Genomic DNA, 18,953 nt, shown 5'->3' on the forward strand with positions numbered 1-18,953 from the left:
CGCCGGTGAGGGGCTATCTACGGGTCCACGCCGAGACCCGCAAGCAGTTTTTTGAGGTTCGATGACATTTTTTTCGGCACCCCGGAATCTGACGCAATATCTGGCGTTTACGCCCAAGGAACACACAAATGGATGAGGGCGGGTTCGGGGGCACCAGAGGGCATGGCCGACTCGCCCGACTCGACCGCCGAGTTATCCCCAGACTTGCCCACAGAAGTTTCCGCTTGCCCCCGCGTCAGGCCGCGACTCTCGCCCGAGTCACCCCGACTCGCAGCGCCAGAAGGCCCAGAATCGTCGCTAGATAGACCAGCGGCTCGATCTGCCAGCCCTTCGCCTGCATCACGAAATGCAGCCCGCCCAGCGGAACGGCGAGATAGACCAGCCGATGCAGTCTCCGCCAACGCAGCGGGCCGAGCGACCGGATCGCCCGGTTCGAGGAGGTCGCCGCCAGCGGCAGCAGCAGCGCGAAGGCCAGCATGCCGACGGTGATATAGGGCCGCTTGACGATATCGGCCCAGATCAGGCCCCAATCGCGCAGGTCGAGCACGAGCCAGACCGTCAGATGCAGCACAAGATGCCCCATCGCGACGAGACCCAGCGCCCGGCGGAACCGGATCAGGTTGATGCCGGTCCAGCGGCGCAGCGGGGTGACCGCCAGCCCCGCGATCAGGAATTGGAGCGCCAGAAGCCCCAGCCGGTTTTCCAGCGCGTTGATCGGCTCGACCCCAAGCCCGCCGGTCGCGCCCAGCCAGACCGCCCAGGCGGCGGGCAGCATACCCGCGACATAGACCGGCCAGGTCGGCAGCCGCGCCAGCGCGATATTGACTCGCTGAACCCCGGTCATCAGAACTCGGCCGCGAGGTCCATGCCGGCATAGAGGCTTGCCACCTCCTCGCCATAGCCGTTGAACATCAGCGTCGCGACCCGCGGCGCGAAGAAGCCGCCGCCGATCCGGCGTTCGGTGGCCTGAGACCAGCGCGGATGATCGACCGTCGGATTTACGTTGGCATAGAAGCCGTATTCGCGCGGTGCATAGCGGTTCCAGCTGGTCGGCGGCTGCGTGTCGGTCAGGGTGATCCTGACCACCGACTTGATCGACTTGAAGCCGTATTTCCACGGCACCACCAGCCGCAGCGGCGCACCGTTCTGGTTCGGCAGCGGCTTGCCGTAAAGGCCCGTCGCCATGATCGTCAGCGGATGCATCGCCTCGTCGAGCCTCAACCCCTCGACATAGGGCCAGTCGAGAATGCGGCCGCGCTGGCCGGGCATCTCTTCGGGGCGGTAGAGCGTCTCGAAGGCGACGTATTTCGCCGAAGCCTGCACCCCGGCCATGTCCAGCAGATCGGCCAGTTCGAACCCCTGCCAGGGCACGACCATCGACCAGGCCTCGACGCAGCGCAGCCGGTACAGCCGATCCTCGATGCTGACCTTCGAGAGAATGTCGCCCAGATCGTAGCGGCCGGGCCGGTCCACCAGCCCGCCGATCTCGACCGTCCAGGGATCTGTCGTCAGCGCGCCCGCCTTGCGGCTAGGGTCGCCCTTGTCGGTGCCGAATTCATAGAAGTTGTTGTAGCTGGTGATCTCGTCCCAACTGTTTGGAACCAGCGCCTCGGCCCGGGCGGGCCGAAGTCCGGCGACAGCCCCAAGCCCCGCGGCCCCGAGCCCCGCCATCATCCGGCGGCGGTCCAGCCAGACGCTCTCGGGCGTCACCTCCGACCAGCTCAACCGATTGCGCCAACGCCCTGCCATGACCGTCCCCTTCCCTTGGTCCCCGGAGGAAACCTAGTCCGGAGCCGGGCGGCGGCCAAACCACGTCACCTCACGAGTGCGTTGACCTGATCCGAGCGGGGATAGACCTCGTTCATCGGGCGCGTGGTCCCGTCGGGCAGCACCAGCCGGACATGGCGGCGGCGCATCTGCCGGGGCTCGGACACGCCGACCGAATGGGCGATGGTCTCGACCTCGGAAATCACCGACTGGGCATAGCGGGCGACGCGGTGGTATTTCTCTTCGACCACCAACCCCTTCTGCAGATGCGGCTGGTGGGTGGTGATGCCGGTCGGGCAGGTGTTGCGATTGCATTTCAGCGCCTGGATGCAGCCCAGCGCAAACATGAAACCGCGCGCCGAGGCCACGAAATCGGCGCCAGCCGCGATGGCCCAGGCGACATCGGCGGGGTTCACCAGCTTGCCGCTGGCCACGAGCCGCACCCGGTCATGGAGCCCCGCCGCATCGCGCAGGTCGGACACCATCAAAAGCGCCTCGCGGATCGGCAGGCCGACCAGGTCGATCAGCGGCATCGGCGCGGCGCCGGTTCCCCCCTCGCCGCCGTCGATCGAGATGAAATCGGGGGCGGAGGTTGCGCCGCGATCCCGCACCAGGTTGAAGAGCTGCTCGAACGGTTCGGGGCCGCCGACCACCACCTTGAAGCCCACGGGCTTGCCGGTGACCTTGCGGACATGGGCGATCATGTCCAGCATGTCCTCCCAGTTGCCGACCTCGGCGTGGCGGTTCGGCGAATAGCTGTCCTCGCCCAGCGGGATGCCACGGATATGCGCGATCTCGTCGTTGATCTTGGCCGCGGGCAGGATGCCGCCCTTGCCGGGCTTGGCGCCCTGGCTGAGCTTGATCTCGAACATCTTCACCTGCGGGATCGCCGCCAGCGCGGCCAGCTTTTCGTCGGACAGATGGCCATGGGCGTCGCGCACCCCGTATTTGGCCGTGCCGATCTGATAGACGATGTCGCAGCCGCCCTCGAGGTGATAGGGCGACAGCCCGCCCTCGCCGGTATTGAGCCAGATCCCCGCCTCGGCCGCGCCCCGCGACAGTGCCTGCACGGCGGGTTTCGAAATCGCGCCATAGCTCATCCCCGAGATATGGAAGAAGGACGAGGTGACATAGGGGATGCGGGCAAAGGGGCCGATCTTCATCGGCGCGGTGCTGGCGAACTGCCCTTCAAGCGGCGGGAAGGCCGCGTTCACGAAGATCGGCGTCCCCGGAATGCTGAGATTGCGGGTCGAGCCGAAGGCCACGGTATTGCTTTTGCCTTCGCCCGCCCGGGCGACCCAGTCGCGCTGCGCCCGGTTGAAGGGCATTTCCTCGCGGTCCATCGCGAAGAAATACTGGCGGAAGAATTCGCCGAGCTTGGTGAAGATGTTCCGGAACCGGCCGATCACAGGATAGTTGCGGCGGATCGCGTCGCCGGTCTGGGTGCGGTCGATGGCAAACAGCACCAGACTGACCATCAGAAGCGTGCCGATGACCAGCGCAAAAGCGCCCGCCAGCACTTGCAATGCGTAATAGGCCCAGCCCATTCTGCCCTCGTTCGTGCCTGTGCGGGCGGACGATGCCACCCGCGGTTCCCGACAACCTGCGCGGACAACGGAACGGACACAACCCCGCGCGCGACAAGCCTGGGAGGAAAAGATGAAGGCATTGCTTACCGCGGCGATTCTGGCCGCCACAGGGGCGACGGCGGCCGCGGCCGACCCGGTCACCTACACCACCGGCCAAAGCTTCGACGATGTGATCTTCGGGCTGGAAAACGCGGTGACCGGGCGCGGTCTGGTGATCGACAGCGTCAGCCATCCCGGCGAGATGCTGGAACGCACCCGGGCCGATGTCGGCTCGGACAGGACGCTCTTTCTGAAGGCCGATGTCTACAGCTTCTGTTCGGCCGCCCTGTCGCGCAAGGTGATGGAGGTTGACCCGCTGAATATCCGCTTTTGCCCCTACGGGATCTTCGTGCTGCAATATCCCGACACGCCCGACCACACCACGATTGGGTACCGCACTTTCCCCGAAGGCGAGATGAAGGAGGTCGAGGCGCTGCTGGACGCCATCGCGCGCGAGGCGGTCGGGCTCGACTGAACCGCAAGAAAACGCCCGGACCGTCAGGCCCGGGCGCGTTCCGTTCCGGCAAGCGGGATCAGTGCAGGACGGCGTCTTCCGGCTTCGGCCGGTTCGACCCGACCACCCGGTCGCCGATGATCAGACCCTCGGTCCCCACCGTCACCCGGACGGTGCCGCCGTCGCGGATCTCGCCGGCCAGCAGCGCCTCGGCCAGAGGGTCCTGCAGGCTGCGCTGGATCACCCGTTTCAGCGGCCGTGCGCCATAGACCGGGTCATACCCCGCATCGGCCAGCCATTTCCGCGCGCCGTCGTCGAGATCGAGCACGATGCCGCGCTGATCCAGCCGTTTCTGCAGCCGTTTGAGCTGGATCGTCACGATGCCGTCCATGTCCTCGCGGGTGAGCCGGTGGAAGATCACCGTCTCGTCCAGCCGGTTCAGGAATTCCGGCCGGAAATGGGCGCGCACCGCCTCCATCACCTCGCGCCGCGCCGCCTCGGCATCGGCCCCGTCGGGCAGCTGGCTCAGCGCCTGGGACCCGAGGTTCGAGGTCAGCACGATCAGCGTCTGCTTGAAGTCGACCGTGCGGCCCTGCCCGTCGGTCAGCACCCCATCGTCCAGAACCTGCAACAGCACGTTGAAGACGTCCGGATGCGCCTTCTCGACCTCGTCGAACAGGATCACCTGATAGGGTCGGCGCCGCACCGCCTCGGTCAGAACGCCGCCCTCGTCATAGCCGACATAGCCGGGCGGAGCCCCGATCAGCCGGGCGACGGCGTGTTTTTCCATGAATTCCGACATGTCGATCCGGACCATCGCCTGATCGTCGTCGAAAAGGTATTCCGCCACCGCCTTGGTAAGTTCCGTCTTGCCGACGCCAGTCGGCCCGAGGAACAGGAAGGACCCCAGCGGCCGGTTCTCGTCGTTCAGCCCGGCGCGCGCGCGCCGCACCGCATTGGCGACGGCCTTCACCGCCTCTTTCTGGCCGATCACGCGGCGGCCGAGTTCCTCTTCCATGCGCAGAAGCTTGTCGCGTTCGCCTTCCAGCATCTTCGAGGTCGGGATGCCGGTCCAGCGTTCGACGACCTGGGCGATCTGCTCGGGTCGCACCGCCTCGGCGACCATCACGTCATCCTCGCGGCTCTCGGCCTCGGACAACGCCTTTTCAAGCTGCGGGATGATGCCGTAGGACAGTTCCCCGGCACGGGCCAGATTGCCCTCGCGCTTGGCCTGGTCAAGCTCGGCCCGGGCCCGGTCAAGCTGTTCCTTGAGCTGCCGGGACCGATCCAGCTTGTCGCGTTCGGCCTGCCATTTCGCGGTCATCTCGGCCGATTGCTGCTGCATCTCGGCCAGTTCGGCCTCGAGCTTCTCAAGCCGGTCCTTCGAAGCCTCGTCGTCTTCCTTCCTCAGCGCCTCGGCCTCGATCTGCTTTTGCAGGATGTCGCGGTCGAGCGCGTCCAGTTCCTCGGGCTTGCTGTCGACCTCCATCCGCAGACGGCTGGCGGCCTCGTCGACAAGGTCGATGGCCTTGTCGGGCAGGAAGCGGTCGGTGATGTAGCGATGGCTGAGCGTCGCGGCCGCCACCAGTGCCGCATCCGAGATCCGGACGCCGTGGTGCAGCTCGTATTTCTCCTTGATGCCGCGCAGGATCGAGATCGTGTCCTCGACCGTGGGCTCATCGACGAAGACCGGCTGGAACCGCCGGGCCAGCGCCGCGTCCTTCTCGACATGCTTGCGGTATTCATCGAGCGTGGTCGCCCCGATGCAGTGCAGCTCGCCCCGCGCCAGCGCGGGCTTGATCAGGTTCGCCGCATCCATCGCGCCTTCGGATTTGCCCGCGCCGACAAGCGTGTGCATCTCGTCGATGAACAGGATCACCTCGCCCGCCGCAGCCGAAATCTCGTTCAGGATGGCCTTCAGCCGTTCCTCGAACTCGCCGCGATATTTTGCGCCCGCGATCAGCGCCCCCATGTCGAGCGCCATCAGCCGCTTGTTCTTCAGGCTCTCGGGCACGTCGCCATTGACGATCCGAAGCGCGAGGCCCTCGGCGATGGCGGTCTTGCCGACGCCGGGTTCGCCGATCAGGACCGGGTTGTTCTTGGTCCGGCGGCTCAGCACCTGCATCGCGCGGCGGATCTCCTCGTCGCGGCCGATGATCGGGTCGATCTTGCCCTCTTCGGCCATCTCGGTCAGATCGCGCGCGTATTTCTTCAGCGCCTCATAGCCGTCCTCGGCACTGGCCGTATCGGCGGTGCGGCCCTTGCGGATATCGTTGATCGCGGCATTGAGGTTCTGCGCCGTGACCGCCCCCGCATCGAGCGCCTCCTTGGCCTTCGAGGGCACCATGCACAGCGCCATCAGAATCCGTTCAACCGGCACGAAGCTGTCGCCCGCCTTCTTGGCCAGCGTCTCGGCCTCGTCCAGCACCTTGCCGGTGGCCTGATCCATGTAGGTCTGTCCGCCGCCGCCGGACACCTTGGGCATCTTGCCAAGCGCCGCCTCGACCGCCTCCAGCACCCGGTCGGGCGCACCGCCCGCCCGGCGGATGAGGTTCGAGGCCATGCCCTCCTCATCGTCCATCAGCGCTTTCAGAAGGTGTTCGGGCGCCAGCCGCTGGTGGCTTTCCCGCATGGCGATGGTCTGGGCGGCCTGCAGAAAGCCACGCGACCGTTCCGTGAACTTTTCGAGGTTCATCGGGTTCTCCTTTCCTAGAAGCGCCCGCCTCCGGGATGCCTGCCCCGCAGCGCATCCTCCTTCGCGGGCCTTGCCTGGCAATTTGGGAGCAGCCCCCTGCGGTTGCAAGGCCGCGCCTGCGCTTTGTCGCGCTGGACTGGGCGGCTCCCGCCCCGTAGAACCCGCCCCGACCCGATCCCCGTACGCCAAGGAGCGCCCCCATGACCGATGACCGCCTGATCGTCGCCCTAGACGTCCCCGATGCCCATGCCGGGCTGACGCTTGCCGAACGGATCGGCGATGCGGCGGCGTTCTACAAGATCGGGCTGGGGATGCTCACGGGCGGCGGACTGGCGCTGGCGCGCGAGTTGAAGGACGAGCACGGCAAGCGGATCTTCCTCGACATGAAGCTTTTCGACATCGGCGCCACGGTCGAGGCCGCGGTGCGGGGGCTCGCCCGCTTCGATCTGGATTTCCTGACCGTCCATGGCGACCCCCATGTGGTGCGCGCGGCCCGCGAGGGCGCGGCCGGGTCGCAGACCAGGATCCTGGCGGTGACGATCCTGACCTCGCTCGACCGCGCCGATCTGGATGCAAGCCTGATCCGCGCGGGCGATGTCGCGGACGTTGCCGTCGACCGCGCGTCCCGTGCCTTCGAGGCCGGGGCCGACGGGGTGATCGCCAGCCCGCAGGAAGCCGCACTGATCCGCGCCCTGCCCGAGGCAGACGGCCGGCTGATCGTCACCCCGGGCGTGCGGCCCGCGGGTGCCGCCCTTGGCGATCAGAAACGCGTGGCCACACCCGCCCAGGCCATCGCCGCGGGCGCCGATCACGTGGTCGTCGGACGGCCGGTCTGGCAGGCCGAGGACCCGCGCGCCGCGGCGCTGGCGATCCAGGCCGAGCTGGCCTCGCCGCAGGCCCGGCATCCGAACGCTTAAATCCGGGCTCTGGTCAGTCCGCGCCGCCGGGGCGCGCGGCCAGATAGTCCGACAGACGGTCCTTGAGCTGGCCGATCCCCAGGGGGTGGGCCAGATAATCGGCGACCGGCATCACCGCCCATCCCTGCCCCTCGTCGCCGAAGCGGATGCGGGCGATCTCGGCGGCCCCGAGCCGGGCCACGAAGAACCAGACCGGCCGACCGCGCCCGTTGCGATAGACCTGCTGCCAAACCAGCCGCGCCGGATCGAGATCCAACCCCAGCTCTTCGCGGGTCTCGCGCAGCGCGCAGTCGGCCGGGCTTTCCCGGCCCTCGCGCGCGCCGCCCGGGAAATCCCAATGCCCGGGCCAGGAAATATGCGGCACGTCATCCCGAAGGATCGACACAAGCCCGCGCCCGGTCAGAAGCGCAAGCTTGGCCCCGTCGAACGGATCAGTTTTCATTGATGTCGTCGTGCCAGACCTTGACCTGTCCGCGCCGCACGCCCAGCATCTGGCGCAGCACCAGCCAGGCAAGGCCCGAGACCACCGCGCAGATCAGGAAAAGCCAGGGCCAGGCGACAGAAAGCCCCAGCCAGAGCGCACCGCCCACGGCGGCGGCCCCGACCGCGAAACCCAGAAAGACCTGCACCGGCGCGACAAGCTCGAGTATTCCCAAAGCCGCCGCTCCCGCCAGCCAGACCCACCAGGTTTCCAGCATCACCCGCGTCCCTTCAACATCCGGAACGCATCGGCAAAGGCATCCAGCGCATGGGCCGGCACGATGATCGTCTGCTTGCCCGCGCCCTCGCCGACCTTGGTCAGCGCCTCGACCTGTTTCAGCGCCACCTGGTATTGCGCGGCCTCAAGCCCGTTCTCGGCAATGGCCTTGGCCACCACCCCGGTCGCATAGGCCTCGGCATCGGCAGAGACGCGCCGCGCCTCGGCGGCCTGACGCGCCGCGTAAAGCTGTGCATCGGCCTGCAGCTCGACCGCGCGCTTCTTGCCCTCGGCCTCGGTGACCTGGGCCCGGCGGGCGCGTTCGGCATTCAGCTGCTGCAGCATCGCCTCGCGCGTCGCGGCATCGAGATTGACATCGAGGATCTCGGCGCGCGTCACCTCGATCCCCCAGTTCTCGACCGCGTCCTCGACGCTTTCCTTGATGGTGGCGATCAGGTCGGACCGGTTCGACTGGACCTGATCAAGCTCCATCTTGCCGATCTCGGCCCGCACGATGCCCGCCACTGTGGTGGCGATGGCCGCGTCGATGTCGCGGATCCGGTAGACGGTCTTTTCGGGTTCGAGGATGCGGTAGAAGACGCTGGTTTCGACCTGCACCAGCACGTTGTCGGCGGTGATCGCATCCTGGCTGGCATTGGGAAGCTGCCGTTCGAGGATCGAGATCTTGTGGGCCACCCGGTCGAGGAACGGCACGATGAAGTTGATGCCCGGCCCCAGCACAGAGCGCAGCCGCCCGAAGCGTTCGACGACGTGCTTTTCGGACTGCGGCACGATCCGCACCCCGAGATACACGCTGAGAAGGATGAGACCGGCCAGCAGCAACACCACGAGGTTGCCGCCGACAAGGGCCGAAATCAGGTCTGGCAGGGTCATTCACAGGTCCTTTCGCAAAGCGCCGGCACTATGCCCCGCCCGACCGCGGAACGGAAGTCCCGGGACCCTGAGCGCCATTCCGTGAAGAAACCGTTAAGTCCGCCCCGGGCAGGCGCGCCGTGGGGCGGGACCTTACGTCCGGGGACTGCGGCGCGGGTCGAAGGCCAGCAAACGCAGCGCGTTGGCGGTGACCAGCACGGTCGCGCCGGTATCGGCCAACACCGCCATCCAGAGCCCGGTCACGCCGGTGACCGAGGTCGCAAGGAACAGCGCCTTCAGCCCCAGCGCCAGCGCCACGTTCTGGCGGATCGTCCGCATCGCCGCCCGCGACAGCCGGATCATCGCGGGCGCATCGGTCACGCGGTTTTGCAACAGCGCGGCGTCGGCCGTTTCCAGCGCGACATCGCTGCCCGCGCCCATGGCGATGCCGACGCTCGCGCGTTTCAGTGCCGGCGCGTCGTTGATGCCGTCGCCGATCATCGCGACGCCGCCCTGCCCGGCCATCTCGGCAACCGCCGCCAGCTTGTCCTCGGGCAGAAGCCCCGCCCGGGGCTCGATCCCCAGCGGTCCGGCGATGGCGCGAGCGGCGCGCGGGTTGTCGCCCGTCAGCATCACCGCGCCAAGACCCATCGCCCCGAGCTGGCGCACCGCTTCGGCGGCATCGGCACGAGGGGTGTCGGCCAGCCCGATCAGCCCCATCGCCCGGTCCCCGCGCGCGACCAGCACCGCCGAGCCGCCACGTGCCTCGATCCCGGCCGCCGCCTCGACCCCGGCCGCCTGCCCGGCGCCCTCCGGGGCATGGGCGACCGCACCGACCCAGATCCGGGTGCCCGCCACCTCGGCCTCGGCGCCACGCCCCGGATGGGCCCGCGCGGCGCGCGCCTCGGGCAGGGTCAGGCCGCGCGCCTCGGCAGAACTCAGGATCGCCCGGGCCAGCGGATGCGCCGACCCGGTCTCGACCGCCGCAGCAAGCGCCAGAACCTCGTCCTCGGACGCCTCGCCCAGGGGCACGATGCCGGTCACTTCGGGCCGTCCTTCGGTCAGCGTCCCGGTCTTGTCGAAGGCGACCCGATCGACCCGCGCCAGCGCCTCGATCACCGCGCCGCCCTTGATCAGAAGCCCGCGCCGCGCCCCCGAAGACAGCGCCGAAGCAATGGTCGCGGGCACCGAGATCACCAGCGCGCAGGGACAACCGATCAGCAAAAGCGCCAGCGCCCGGTAGACGAAAGTCCCCCAGTCCTGCCCGAAGGCCAGCGGCGGCACCACCGCCACCAGGACGGCCAGCCCGACGATGGCAGGCATGTAATACCGGCTGAACCGGTCGATGAACCGTTCGGTCGGGGCGCGCGCCGCCTCGGCCTCTTCGACCAGCCGCACGATGCGGGCGATGGTGCTGTCTTCCCCGGCCCGCGCGACCTCGACCCGAAGCGCCGCCTCGGTCGCGATCGCTCCCGCGCGCACCGCGTCGCCGGGGCCGCGCGTGACCGGCAGGCTTTCCCCCGTGACCGGGCTTTCGTCGAGGCCCGAGATCCCCTCGAGGATGGTGCCGTCGGCCGGGATCCGGTCGCCCGGCCGCACCAGGATGCGCTGCCCCGGCACCAGCCGCGCCGCCGCGACCTCGCGCAGGCTGCCATCCGGGGCCTCGACCCAGGCACTGCGCGGGACCAGGTCCGAAAGCGAGCGGATGCCCGCCCGGGCCCGATCCGCCGCGACCGCCTCCAGCAATTCGCCCACGGCAAAGAGAAAGACCACCATCGCCGCCTCCTGTGCCGCGCCGATCAGCAGCGCGCCGGTCGCGGCCAGCGTCATCAGCATCTCGATGGTGAAGGGCATGCCCGCGCGCAGAAGCGCCCAGGCCCGCCGCGCCACCGGCGCAAGCCCGACGAGGCAGGCCAATGCGAAGGGCAAGGCCCCGAGCGAGGCGGGCAGCACCAGCGCCACCGCCCAGCTCGCCGCCAGAAGCGCGCCCGTGGCCAGCACGAGCCGCCCACGCGCGGTCCGGTACCAGGCCCGACCGGCCTCTTCGGGCGGCGTGCCATGATCGTGGGGGGCCGACGCTTCGCAAGGACCGCCGCACGAACACTCCGCTTCAGGGGTATTGGCGGCCTGCGGTGCCGCCGGGCCGATGCCGAAGCCCACCGCCCGCACCGCCGCCTCGACCTCGGCCGGCGAACTGGCCCCCGCCTCGAGCCGCAGCCGCAACGTCTCGCGCATCAGCGACACCTCGACGGCATCGACCCCGGGCAGCCGCTCGACCGCGCCGCGCACCTTGCCGGCGCAGGACCCGCAATCCATGCCGGTCACGGTCCATTCATGGGTTCGGGCGGTTGTCTGGGCGGTCATGGCAGCCTCTTTCAGCACAGGAAAATCGGCGGCGGACCTGTTGTCCCCCGCGAGTCGGAACCCTAATGTCTCTAGCGGCTATAGCTTCAAGAGGGTTTTCATGCTGACCATCGGGCGGCTCGGCAAGGCGGCGGGGGTGAAGGTGCCCACGATCCGTTACTATGAACAGATCGGCCTGCTGGCTGAACCCGACCGCAGCGAGGGCAACCAGCGGCTTTACCCGCAACGGGCCCTGCACCGGCTGGCCTTCATCCGCCATGCGCGCGAACTGGGCTTCCCGCTTGATGCGATCCGCGAATTGCTGGACCTTGCCGACCATCCCGACCGGCCCTGCCACGCGGCCGATGCGGTGGCGCGGCGGCAACTGGCGGCGGTCGAGGCGCGGCTGGCCCGGCTGACCGCGCTGAAGGCCGAGCTCGAACGGATGATCGACCAATGCGCCGGCGGGCGCGCCGCCGAATGCCGGGTGCTCGAGGTGATCGGCGATCACGCGCTGTGCAGCACCGACCACCGGCCCGAAACCTGAGCCCTCGGCGGCGCCTGCCCCAATTGCTGCTGCTTTTCCTGCGTCTGCTCTTGCGCCTGCTCCGGACAGCCGCAGGAGGACCGGCATGAACTTCGCCCCGCGCGACGTGACGATCTGGCAAAGGGATGCCACAGCCCTGCTGCAAACCTTTGGCGCGGGCACGACTTCCCCACTGGAGGCCGTCGAGGCGATCCTCGACCGGGTCTGGCGGCTCGACCAGGTGCCGAATGCCTATACCGCGCTGTCCGGCACGCTTCGCGACAAGGCTGCGGCCGCGGCCCGGCGCTGGGCCGAGGGTCGGTCGGCCGGGCCGCTCGACGGGCTGCCGGTGATCGTCAAGAACAACCTCGTCAGCGCGGGCCTGCCGACCGCCTGGGGCAATGCCGCGCTGGCCCGGCGCCCCTGCCCGGCCGACGAGCGGCCGGTCGCTGCGCTCCGCCGGGCCGGGGCGCTGGTGATCGGCAAGGGCAACACGCCGGAATTCGCGCTGGAGGGCTGCACCACTTTTTTGCAACCAGCTCCTTCATCGCGGCGAGATCGAGCATCTGCTCGGCCAGCAGCTTCTTGAGCTTGCCGTTCTCATCCTCGAGCGCCTTCAGCCGCTTCACCTCCGACACCGTCATGCCGCCGAACTTGGCCTTCCAATTGTAGAAGGTGCCTTCCGACATGCCGTGCTTGCGGCACAGGTCCGCGCACTTCGCGCCCGCCTCGTGCTCCGCCAAGATGCTGATGACCTGCTCGTCCGTGAATCTCGTTCGCTTCATTGTCCGTCCTCAAGTTGGGCCGGGCTCTAATCGACAGTGGAGGAAAAATCCCGTGGCAGGTCAGCTCGTCAGGCTCCATCGCGCTGGATTTTCATCAGCTCAACGAGAGAACCCGAAAAATGACGCCCCTTGGCGTCGAGAAGGCGATGGTCGGAGTTTTTCAGAAGCCTGTTAAGGACTTCGGCCAATCCGGGCTACTACTGGTCCTTCCAAGCTTCTTCGACCCCGGTAAAGCGGCACTTCCATCTGCGGTTTCCAAGGCGGCGGAACTCGTAGGATCGCGCCCGGGCACTCCCCTGCTTATTGACGTTCGAGGAAATACGGGCGGCGACTTGCTTCGAACCATGCCTTTGATCGACGCGATATCCGAGGGCGCCAAAGGCCGGCAGGTCGATTTTCTCATCGACAAGTTCACCTTCTCCGCCGCCATCGTGTTCACCGCTGTCTTGAAGCACTGTCTGGGTGAACGGCTCGCACTTATCGGGGAAGAGATGGGGGACGGGCTGACATTCTTTGCGGAAGGAGGAACAATCGACCTCTCGTTCAGCGGAGCGACCGTTTGGTATTCTACAGCCTTTCATGATTGGGCCGCTGGTCGTATCGACGAGACCGCTCCGGTCGAAATCGCGGAGAGAATTGTCCCAATCGGAACACTGGAGCCGGACCGAGTCTGGGTCGCGCCCTCGGAAGATGTCGAAACGCTGGATCGGTTCTGCGGCGAGGTTCTAGGCAGTCTGAACGCCTCGACGAACAGCAGCGAAGTCCGCGCCGCCGATCTTGGCCCGTCGAACAATGCTACGCGATGGATTAAAGGCCGGTTAGATGAAGCTGCGCCGCGTCAATGGTAATCCCGTCGAACGGCCGCGAAGGGCCGAGGCTGTGTCAAAACTCGGTGGCGGAGTCTGTCTGAGGGTGGTTTTCCGTGCCGCCCAGCAGTAGCGCAGCGTCAGATTTCCTTCGCGCGGATGGCGCCCGATAGGCCTTGCCAGAGGCCGTGCTGCGCCGGGGGGGAGCGGCTGTGTCCTGATCAGGCGAGAATGGCCTGCATCAGGCGCCGGATGCCGATCAGGGAGATCACCCGCTTGATATTGTAGGCAAGGACATTCGGCGCCATCTCGGTGCGGACATTCTTCAGCCTGCGGGTCAGGAAATGCGTGTGACCCATCCAGCCCTTGATCGTGCCGAAGGGATGTTCGACGGTGCAGCGGCGAAGGGTCATTGGATCGGTGTCCCGGCTCAGCCTTTCGCGCATCGCGTCGATCAGATGCTCATGCTCCCATCGGGCGATGTGGCGTTCCGTGCCTGTGTTGCAACGGCTTTGCAGCGGGCAGGTCTGACATTCGTTGATCCGGTATCGCCGGACCTGAATACCGCGCTCCTCAGTGGCGTAGCGATAGATCAGGTCCGCACCGGCCGGGCAGACATAGACATCGCGCTCCGGATCGTAGGCGAAATCCGCCTTCACATACATGCCTTTGGCCGCATTGCCAGAGGGGGCCGGTCGCGCCACGGTCGTGATAATGCCCGCCTCTTGGCAGGCGAGGATCTCGGGGCCGCTGAAATAACCCGTGTCGGCGATGGCATGCAGGTCATCACGCTGAAGCACGTCCCTGGCTGCGATCGCCATCGGGCTGAGTTGGTCGCGGTCGAAGCCCTGGTTCGTGACCTCGTGCGTGACGATGATGTGGCTCTCGGTATCGGCAGCGGTCTGGACGTTGTAGCCAACCATGCCGCCGTGTCGGGCGCTGGTCGCCATGGCGCGGGCATCGGGGTCAGTCAGGGAAATCTGCCCACCCGGGGCGTCGGCCAGAGCCCTGTCCATCGCCTTCAGCCGCGCGATCTCCTGCTGGATACGACCATAGCGGCGGGCGAGATGGGCGACCTTGTCGGCCCGGGCCTCGCCGTCTTCCTGCCGGTCGAAGCGGACCATCTCGTTGATCTAACGTTCAACATCGACCTCCAGATGGGCGAGGCGGTTGGCGATCTTGTTCTTCGTGAAGGTCCTGTCACGGTTGTTGACGGCCTTGAATTTGCTGCCGTCGATGGCAATGCAATCGCCCTTCAGCACGCCGATCCGGCGGCAAAGCTCCACGAACTGCGCACAGGTCCTGCGGATCGCGCGGCCATTCCGTGCGGCGGAATTCGGCGATGGTCTTGTGGTCCGGCACCAGCCTGCCGGTCAGCCACATCACCTCGACATTGCGCCCCGCCTCCCGTTCCAGCCGGCGGTTCGACGGGATGCGGTTCAGATAGCCATAGATGAAAAGCTTCAGCAAAACGGCGGGATGGATCCCGGTCAGCCAGTGCGCGCGGAGGTCGCGCGCTCAAAGCCGAGGGCAGACAGATCGAGCTCGGCGACGAACAAATCGACGGCGCGAACAAGATCATCCTCACCGATCCAGTCTTCCAAGCGCTCGGGGAAAAGCACCGTCTGGCTGCGCGGACCCCCCTCGATGAAACCCGCCATGCCTATCTCCCGCTACCGAGAAAGCATAGCATGCCACCGAGGTTTGACACAGCCTCGGTCGAGAGCGTTCAGCACAGAAGCCTAACAAACGCGACCCCTCTGCACTTTCCAAACCTGCGCCGCCACCCATCAGGCCCTTCATCTCAGGCGGTATTCGTGCGAGATCACGTGAGCCTCGCGAGCTTGGAGGAGCAAGAACTGACATGCCCAGGGACTTAAGAACGCTTAAGTTGCGGTACCCATCGGCCAGAACATTCAAGTTTGGCGATGATCCCGCCTTATCCAGCGCACTGCTGTCGTTGGTGCGAAATGGAAAGAAAGTAGCAACATGTAGCGCGCTGCACGAGTTCCAAAATGGCGAGCCTTTCCCTGAAATCGGTCGGCGCGATATCTGCCTCGATTGGGACGAGACTCCAGCCGTTGTGATCGAGACCGTGGAGTTGATCCAATGCAGGTTTGATGAAGTAACCGAAGAAATGGCTCTTGCCGAAGGCGAGGATGACAATCTGGAGGGTTGGCGCGCAGGGCATCGTGGATATTTCGAGCGGAACGGCGGGTTTTCACCGGACATGCAGATTATTTGGGAAAGGTTCTTTCTTATCGAGGACTTGGCGCCAGAATGATAGGCCGCCTAGGCTGCAGACTGATTGAGTTTCAGAGCCAGAACATGACGGTTGCTGCGAGGGCGATAGCGGAGAAGAAGGTTTCCGGGCATCTGTCGTATCGGGTGGCGACGCGCCTCCAGTCCGTCAGCCGGCCGAACATGATCACGATGCGGTCGCGGCGCTTGCACCTCCGCCTGTCGTATATGACGGCTGTCTTGCGAGACTTCCGGCCGGGGACGCAGACCTTCATCCCCTTGTCTTTCAACGCATCTCGCAGCCAGTCCGCATCGTAGCCCCGGTCAGCCAGCAACCAGTCCGCCTTCGGCAGGCTGCCCAGCAGCGCCGCCGCGCCGGTGCAGTCGCTGACCTGTCCAGCGGACATGAAGAACCCGATCAGTCGACCCTTCGCATCGGCGACGGCATGCAGCTTGGTGTTCATGCCCCCCTTGGTTCGGCCGATCTGGCGTCCGCGCCCCCCTTTCTCACCTGCAGGCTGGAGGCCGTGCGGTGCGCCTTCAGGTACTTGCGCAGGCTCACTCGAACGCATGGCGTTCGCCTGCTCACTTCGATCATGATCGTCTTGTGCGCGGCCCGCTCCGCGGCCAGGCCCGTCATGATCCGGGCGAAGACGCCGTGTTCGTGGCTTCTCTCGAACCAGTGGCGTTCAGCCACTCACCTCCAACGCTTCCAGCGGTTGTAGAGCGTCTTGGCCGGACTGTATTCTCCGGGTGCGTCGCACCACCGCAAGTCATTGCGGTTGATAAAGATAATGCCGCTCAGAACACGCCGGTCGTCGACCCGGGGCTTGCCATGGCTCTTCGGAAAGAATGGCTTCAGGCGCTCCATTTGCGCCTCGGACAACGGTTTCGACGATACGAGCCCTGATGCCTTCGAGCTCAAAATTGTTCGAGCATGGTGGGGACATGCGTCAGTTCCTGCCATATCTGCTAGCCAACTGCCGTTTGATGGCAGCCGCCGAAAATCGCGGCGACATGGCTCCAATTCACAACACACTCATGCAGGCGCTGCGCCTACGATGAACCGCTTCCTATCGAGGGCGGTATCAGAGCTGCGGAGAGGCAGCGAAGCCGATTCAGCCCATGCTTCAAGCCCAAATCGACGGAACCGAAGTAATCACCAAGGGAGACAAGGTTTTTCTGAATCAAGTTGCGTCCGGCTACGGGCACTGGTCTGCTTGTTTTCATTCTGGAGCCTTCTTGAAACATCTGCCGTCCAAGCGCAGGAGACCTTTTCCTGGAGCGAATTGCGTGCATTTGGCGAGATCCATGTTTGCAACCCGGAGCACCGGATCGTGAACAATCACGAATACCTCGCCTGGATGGACTTCACCCAACAGGTCGTGCAGGGCCTCAACGCCGAGGACGTTTTCGCCTCCTGTCCAGGTGGCCGATGGAGTTTCCTGCCGGGCTCTTTGGCCGGTGGCCCCGGCTCCGACGCCGAAACCCGTGCCGCCTTGCTGGCGCGGGCTGCGGTGGAACCGGATGTCGCGGACATGGAGGAGCGACGCGTCCGCCAGGGCTATGCCGCCACGGAGTACCTTACGGCGGCCTATCTGGCCTGCCCGGACCAGGCATGCTTTGATGACTTGTTGCGGGACGATGGGTATTTCGACGTGATATGTCCGGACCCGCGCGATGCCGATCGGCCTGCAACTGATCGGTCCGGTCGGCAGCGAGAGCCATCTGCTGGCCCTGGCGGACCCCGTCGCACCGCCATTCGAATGGCCGACGCTGGCGCTCAGGCCAGACTGACCGCGACTCGGCCAAGCCCCGCGATCTCGGCCGACAGATCCGTCCCCGGCCCGAACCAGGGCAGCCCGCAGACCGATCCGGTGATCACCGTCTGCCCCAGCTGCAAACCGCCGCAATGGCGGCCCAGATGGCGCAGCAAAAGGTCGAGATTGGCCTGCGCCGAGCCGCCGGGCACTTCGGTTTCGCCCTCAAGCACGGTGTGGGCGCCGGCCCGGAACCGCGCCGACAGGCGGCCGAAATCGCGGCCGTCCCAGGCCTCGGGCCCCGATCCCGGAACCAGCCCGGCGGTGATCTGAAGATCGGCGAACTTGAGGTCGGGCCGGTCGGCCGCGGCGCCCGCAAGTCGGGTCTCGACCAGTTCGAAGACGGCACGGGGGCGGAAATGGGCGGCGGGGTCGGGCGGCAGGCCCGGCCCCGGCAGCGCGCGGATCAGTTCGAACCCCACTTCAAGCTCGACCCCCAGCCGGTCGCGCACCCTGCGGCTGCCGCCATCGGGCACCCGGTAGCAGGCGGGGATCGGCGCCAGCACCGGCGGCCCCTCGGGCAGACGCCCCACCTTGAACCCCGCGACCGGGCCCAGCGCCCCGGACACCCGGGCCTGAACCGCCAGCACCTCGGCCCGCGACAGCGGCCCCGGTGCCTCGGCGACCCGCTGCCCGCCCCGATGCGCGGCGAGCAGCGCCTCGGCGAAGGCCTCGGTCTCAGACATGCTGCGCCCCGAGAAGGGCTGCGACCTCGCGCGCGGCGCAAAGCACCGGGTTCAACAGCGGCACCGGCGCGCGGTCGCGCAGCCGTTCCGCCGCCGCGCCCAGCGGGCCGCCGCCGATCACGACCTGCGCAGCACCCGCCGCATGCGCCTCGACGATGGCTCCCAGGAGCCCGGCGTCGAGCTTTGCCGCGGACCGCATCAGCGCCACCGGATCACCCGCCGCGAAGCAGCACCCAAGATAGGGCACGGTACCCGCATGGCGCCGCATCAGCGCGTCGATCTGGGCCTCGAGCCCCGGCGTGGTGGTCGCGACCGCGAAGGGCAGGCCCGACCGGGCGGCCACGCGGGCCGCCGCCGCGCCGATGCCGATCACCGGACAGGCCAGACGGGCGGCCAGCGCCTCGGCGCCCGGGTCGCCGAAGGCCGCGACGATCACCGCATCGGGCCGCCCCGGGACCTCGGCCGCCGCGATCCCTTCGGCGGCACGGGCGAGAGCCTCGGGCGTCACGATCAGCGGCGGTCCCGCAGGCGCGGTCCAGCCAATCGGCGCCACCGGCAGGGCGCGCGCCGCGATTTCGCACATGGACGCGGTCACCACCGGGTCGCTGTTGGGGTTCATCAGCCGAATCTCTGTCATGGGCCGACCATGCCGCAGCGCGGGCGCCCCGTCACGCCTTGCCGCGAAGCGCCCGCGCAACGCGGTCACAGCGCCAAC

16 protein-coding genes and 3 pseudogenes are annotated in these 18,953 nt (G+C 67.0%); 6 read left to right on the plus strand and 13 right to left on the minus strand.

The features are described from left to right. Positions 1-235: 235 nt before the first annotated feature. From msrQ to BYZ73_RS14630, 3 genes are all read right to left on the minus strand, one after another. Entirely contained in the window at positions 236-844 is a 609-nt protein-coding gene (gene msrQ / locus BYZ73_RS14620) for a protein-methionine-sulfoxide reductase heme-binding subunit MsrQ (RefSeq protein ID WP_112316515.1), read from the minus strand. Then, the gene (msrP, locus tag BYZ73_RS14625; protein WP_112316516.1) at positions 844-1,749 is read right to left on the minus strand and encodes a protein-methionine-sulfoxide reductase catalytic subunit MsrP; all 906 of its coding nucleotides are present in this window, start codon (positions 1,747-1,749) and stop codon (positions 844-846) included. The genes msrQ and msrP overlap by 1 nt, the downstream gene beginning before the upstream one ends. A 65-nt stretch (positions 1,750-1,814) precedes the next feature. Then, a complete protein-coding gene (locus tag BYZ73_RS14630; RefSeq protein WP_112316517.1) occupies positions 1,815-3,314 on the minus strand; it encodes an FMN-binding glutamate synthase family protein in 1,500 nt (499 codons plus the stop codon). Between the two features lie 112 nt (positions 3,315-3,426). Between BYZ73_RS14630 and BYZ73_RS14635 the strand changes: the two genes are divergently transcribed. Then, entirely contained in the window at positions 3,427-3,870 is a 444-nt protein-coding gene (locus tag BYZ73_RS14635; protein WP_108028411.1) for a DUF302 domain-containing protein, read from the plus strand. A gap of 58 nt (positions 3,871-3,928) precedes the next feature. Here BYZ73_RS14635 and clpB read toward each other — a convergent pair whose 3' ends face one another. Beyond that, complete coding sequence (clpB, locus tag BYZ73_RS14640; RefSeq protein ID WP_108028410.1) at positions 3,929-6,544, minus strand: ATP-dependent chaperone ClpB; 2,616 nt, start codon at positions 6,542-6,544, stop codon at positions 3,929-3,931. Between the two features lie 200 nt (positions 6,545-6,744). Between clpB and pyrF the strand changes: the two genes are divergently transcribed. Then, positions 6,745-7,461 carry an orotidine-5'-phosphate decarboxylase gene (gene pyrF / locus BYZ73_RS14645; protein ID WP_112316518.1) on the plus strand — a complete coding sequence of 239 codons (717 nt, stop codon included), beginning with the start codon at positions 6,745-6,747 and terminating at the stop codon, positions 7,459-7,461. A gap of 13 nt (positions 7,462-7,474) precedes the next feature. Here pyrF and BYZ73_RS14650 read toward each other — a convergent pair whose 3' ends face one another. From BYZ73_RS14650 to BYZ73_RS14665, 4 genes are all read right to left on the minus strand, one after another. Beyond that, entirely contained in the window at positions 7,475-7,903 is a 429-nt protein-coding gene (locus tag BYZ73_RS14650) for an NUDIX hydrolase (protein ID WP_112316519.1), read from the minus strand. Further along, positions 7,893-8,159: an NfeD family protein gene (locus BYZ73_RS14655; RefSeq protein WP_108028407.1), complete on the minus strand. Its 267-nt coding sequence runs from the start codon at positions 8,157-8,159 to the stop codon at positions 7,893-7,895. Before BYZ73_RS14655 ends, BYZ73_RS14650 begins: the two co-directional genes overlap by 11 nt. Further along, positions 8,159-9,052, minus strand: a complete 894-nt coding sequence (locus BYZ73_RS14660; RefSeq protein ID WP_112316520.1) for an SPFH domain-containing protein — start codon at positions 9,050-9,052, stop codon at positions 8,159-8,161. The genes BYZ73_RS14655 and BYZ73_RS14660 overlap by 1 nt, the downstream gene beginning before the upstream one ends. A 132-nt stretch (positions 9,053-9,184) precedes the next feature. Continuing rightward, positions 9,185-11,395, minus strand: coding sequence for a heavy metal translocating P-type ATPase (locus tag BYZ73_RS14665; protein WP_112316521.1), 2,211 nt, complete (start codon positions 11,393-11,395; stop codon positions 9,185-9,187). A 100-nt stretch (positions 11,396-11,495) separates the two neighbouring features. On the opposite strand from BYZ73_RS14665, the gene BYZ73_RS14670 reads away from it, so the two are divergent. Together BYZ73_RS14670 and BYZ73_RS14675 are read left to right on the plus strand one after the other, a co-directional pair. Beyond that, the gene (locus BYZ73_RS14670; RefSeq protein ID WP_108028404.1) at positions 11,496-11,921 is read left to right on the plus strand and encodes a MerR family transcriptional regulator; all 426 of its coding nucleotides are present in this window, start codon (positions 11,496-11,498) and stop codon (positions 11,919-11,921) included. An 85-nt stretch (positions 11,922-12,006) separates the two neighbouring features. Then, positions 12,007-12,489: an amidase family protein gene (locus BYZ73_RS14675; RefSeq protein WP_112316522.1), complete on the plus strand. Its 483-nt coding sequence runs from the start codon at positions 12,007-12,009 to the stop codon at positions 12,487-12,489. On the opposite strand, the pseudogene BYZ73_RS14680 reads toward BYZ73_RS14675, so the two are convergent. Further along, a pseudogene (locus BYZ73_RS14680) lies at positions 12,404-12,685 on the minus strand (transposase); the annotation flags it as partial. The gene BYZ73_RS14675 and the pseudogene BYZ73_RS14680 overlap by 86 nt on opposite strands. Here BYZ73_RS14680 and BYZ73_RS14685 point away from each other — a divergent pair. Then, complete coding sequence (locus tag BYZ73_RS14685) at positions 12,685-13,533, plus strand: hypothetical protein (protein WP_181498068.1); 849 nt, start codon at positions 12,685-12,687, stop codon at positions 13,531-13,533. The pseudogene BYZ73_RS14680 and the gene BYZ73_RS14685 overlap by 1 nt on opposite strands. Before the next feature lie 179 nt (positions 13,534-13,712). Here the strand turns inward: BYZ73_RS14685 and BYZ73_RS14690 are convergent. Next, positions 13,713-15,152, minus strand: a pseudogene (locus BYZ73_RS14690) (IS1182 family transposase). A 203-nt stretch (positions 15,153-15,355) separates the two neighbouring features. On the opposite strand from BYZ73_RS14690, the gene BYZ73_RS14695 reads away from it, so the two are divergent. After that, on the plus strand, positions 15,356-15,775 hold the full coding sequence (locus tag BYZ73_RS14695) for an ASCH domain-containing protein (protein WP_112316523.1): 420 nt from the start codon (positions 15,356-15,358) through the stop codon (positions 15,773-15,775). Positions 15,776-15,806: 31 nt separating this feature from the next. Here the strand turns inward: BYZ73_RS14695 and BYZ73_RS14700 are convergent. The 3 genes and pseudogenes from BYZ73_RS14700 to BYZ73_RS14710 all read right to left on the minus strand — a co-directional run bounded on the left by BYZ73_RS14700 (position 15,807) and on the right by BYZ73_RS14710 (position 18,875). Beyond that, a pseudogene (locus BYZ73_RS14700) lies at positions 15,807-16,603 on the minus strand (IS5 family transposase). Between the two features lie 912 nt (positions 16,604-17,515). Further along, positions 17,516-18,238: a hydratase gene (locus BYZ73_RS14705; protein WP_112316524.1), complete on the minus strand. Its 723-nt coding sequence runs from the start codon at positions 18,236-18,238 to the stop codon at positions 17,516-17,518. Beyond that, positions 18,231-18,875 carry an aspartate/glutamate racemase family protein gene (locus tag BYZ73_RS14710; protein WP_245943160.1) on the minus strand — a complete coding sequence of 215 codons (645 nt, stop codon included), beginning with the start codon at positions 18,873-18,875 and terminating at the stop codon, positions 18,231-18,233. Before BYZ73_RS14710 ends, BYZ73_RS14705 begins: the two co-directional genes overlap by 8 nt. Between the last annotated feature and the right edge of the window lie 78 nt (positions 18,876-18,953).

Origin of the sequence: Rhodovulum viride (assembly GCF_003265965.1) — a bacterium.
Lineage (GTDB): Bacteria > Pseudomonadota > Alphaproteobacteria > Rhodobacterales > Rhodobacteraceae > Rhodovulum > Rhodovulum kholense.

Coding starts and splice junctions, on each gene's coding strand:
- msrQ (WP_112316515.1), bottom strand. CDS start 844: ATGACCGGGGTTCAGCGAGTCAATATCGCGCTGGCGCGGCTGCCGACC.
- msrP (WP_112316516.1), bottom strand. CDS start 1,749: ATGGCAGGGCGTTGGCGCAATCGGTTGAGCTGGTCGGAGGTGACGCCC.
- BYZ73_RS14630 (WP_112316517.1), bottom strand. CDS start 3,314: ATGGGCTGGGCCTATTACGCATTGCAAGTGCTGGCGGGCGCTTTTGCG.
- BYZ73_RS14635 (WP_108028411.1), top strand. CDS start 3,427: ATGAAGGCATTGCTTACCGCGGCGATTCTGGCCGCCACAGGGGCGACG.
- clpB (WP_108028410.1), bottom strand. CDS start 6,544: ATGAACCTCGAAAAGTTCACGGAACGGTCGCGTGGCTTTCTGCAGGCC.
- pyrF (WP_112316518.1), top strand. CDS start 6,745: ATGACCGATGACCGCCTGATCGTCGCCCTAGACGTCCCCGATGCCCAT.
- BYZ73_RS14650 (WP_112316519.1), bottom strand. CDS start 7,903: ATGAAAACTGATCCGTTCGACGGGGCCAAGCTTGCGCTTCTGACCGGG.
- BYZ73_RS14655 (WP_108028407.1), bottom strand. CDS start 8,159: ATGCTGGAAACCTGGTGGGTCTGGCTGGCGGGAGCGGCGGCTTTGGGA.
- BYZ73_RS14660 (WP_112316520.1), bottom strand. CDS start 9,052: ATGACCCTGCCAGACCTGATTTCGGCCCTTGTCGGCGGCAACCTCGTG.
- BYZ73_RS14665 (WP_112316521.1), bottom strand. CDS start 11,395: ATGACCGCCCAGACAACCGCCCGAACCCATGAATGGACCGTGACCGGC.
- BYZ73_RS14670 (WP_108028404.1), top strand. CDS start 11,496: ATGCTGACCATCGGGCGGCTCGGCAAGGCGGCGGGGGTGAAGGTGCCC.
- BYZ73_RS14675 (WP_112316522.1), top strand. CDS start 12,007: ATGAACTTCGCCCCGCGCGACGTGACGATCTGGCAAAGGGATGCCACA.
- BYZ73_RS14695 (WP_112316523.1), top strand. CDS start 15,356: ATGCCCAGGGACTTAAGAACGCTTAAGTTGCGGTACCCATCGGCCAGA.
- BYZ73_RS14705 (WP_112316524.1), bottom strand. CDS start 18,238: ATGTCTGAGACCGAGGCCTTCGCCGAGGCGCTGCTCGCCGCGCATCGG.
- BYZ73_RS14710 (WP_245943160.1), bottom strand. CDS start 18,875: ATGACAGAGATTCGGCTGATGAACCCCAACAGCGACCCGGTGGTGACC.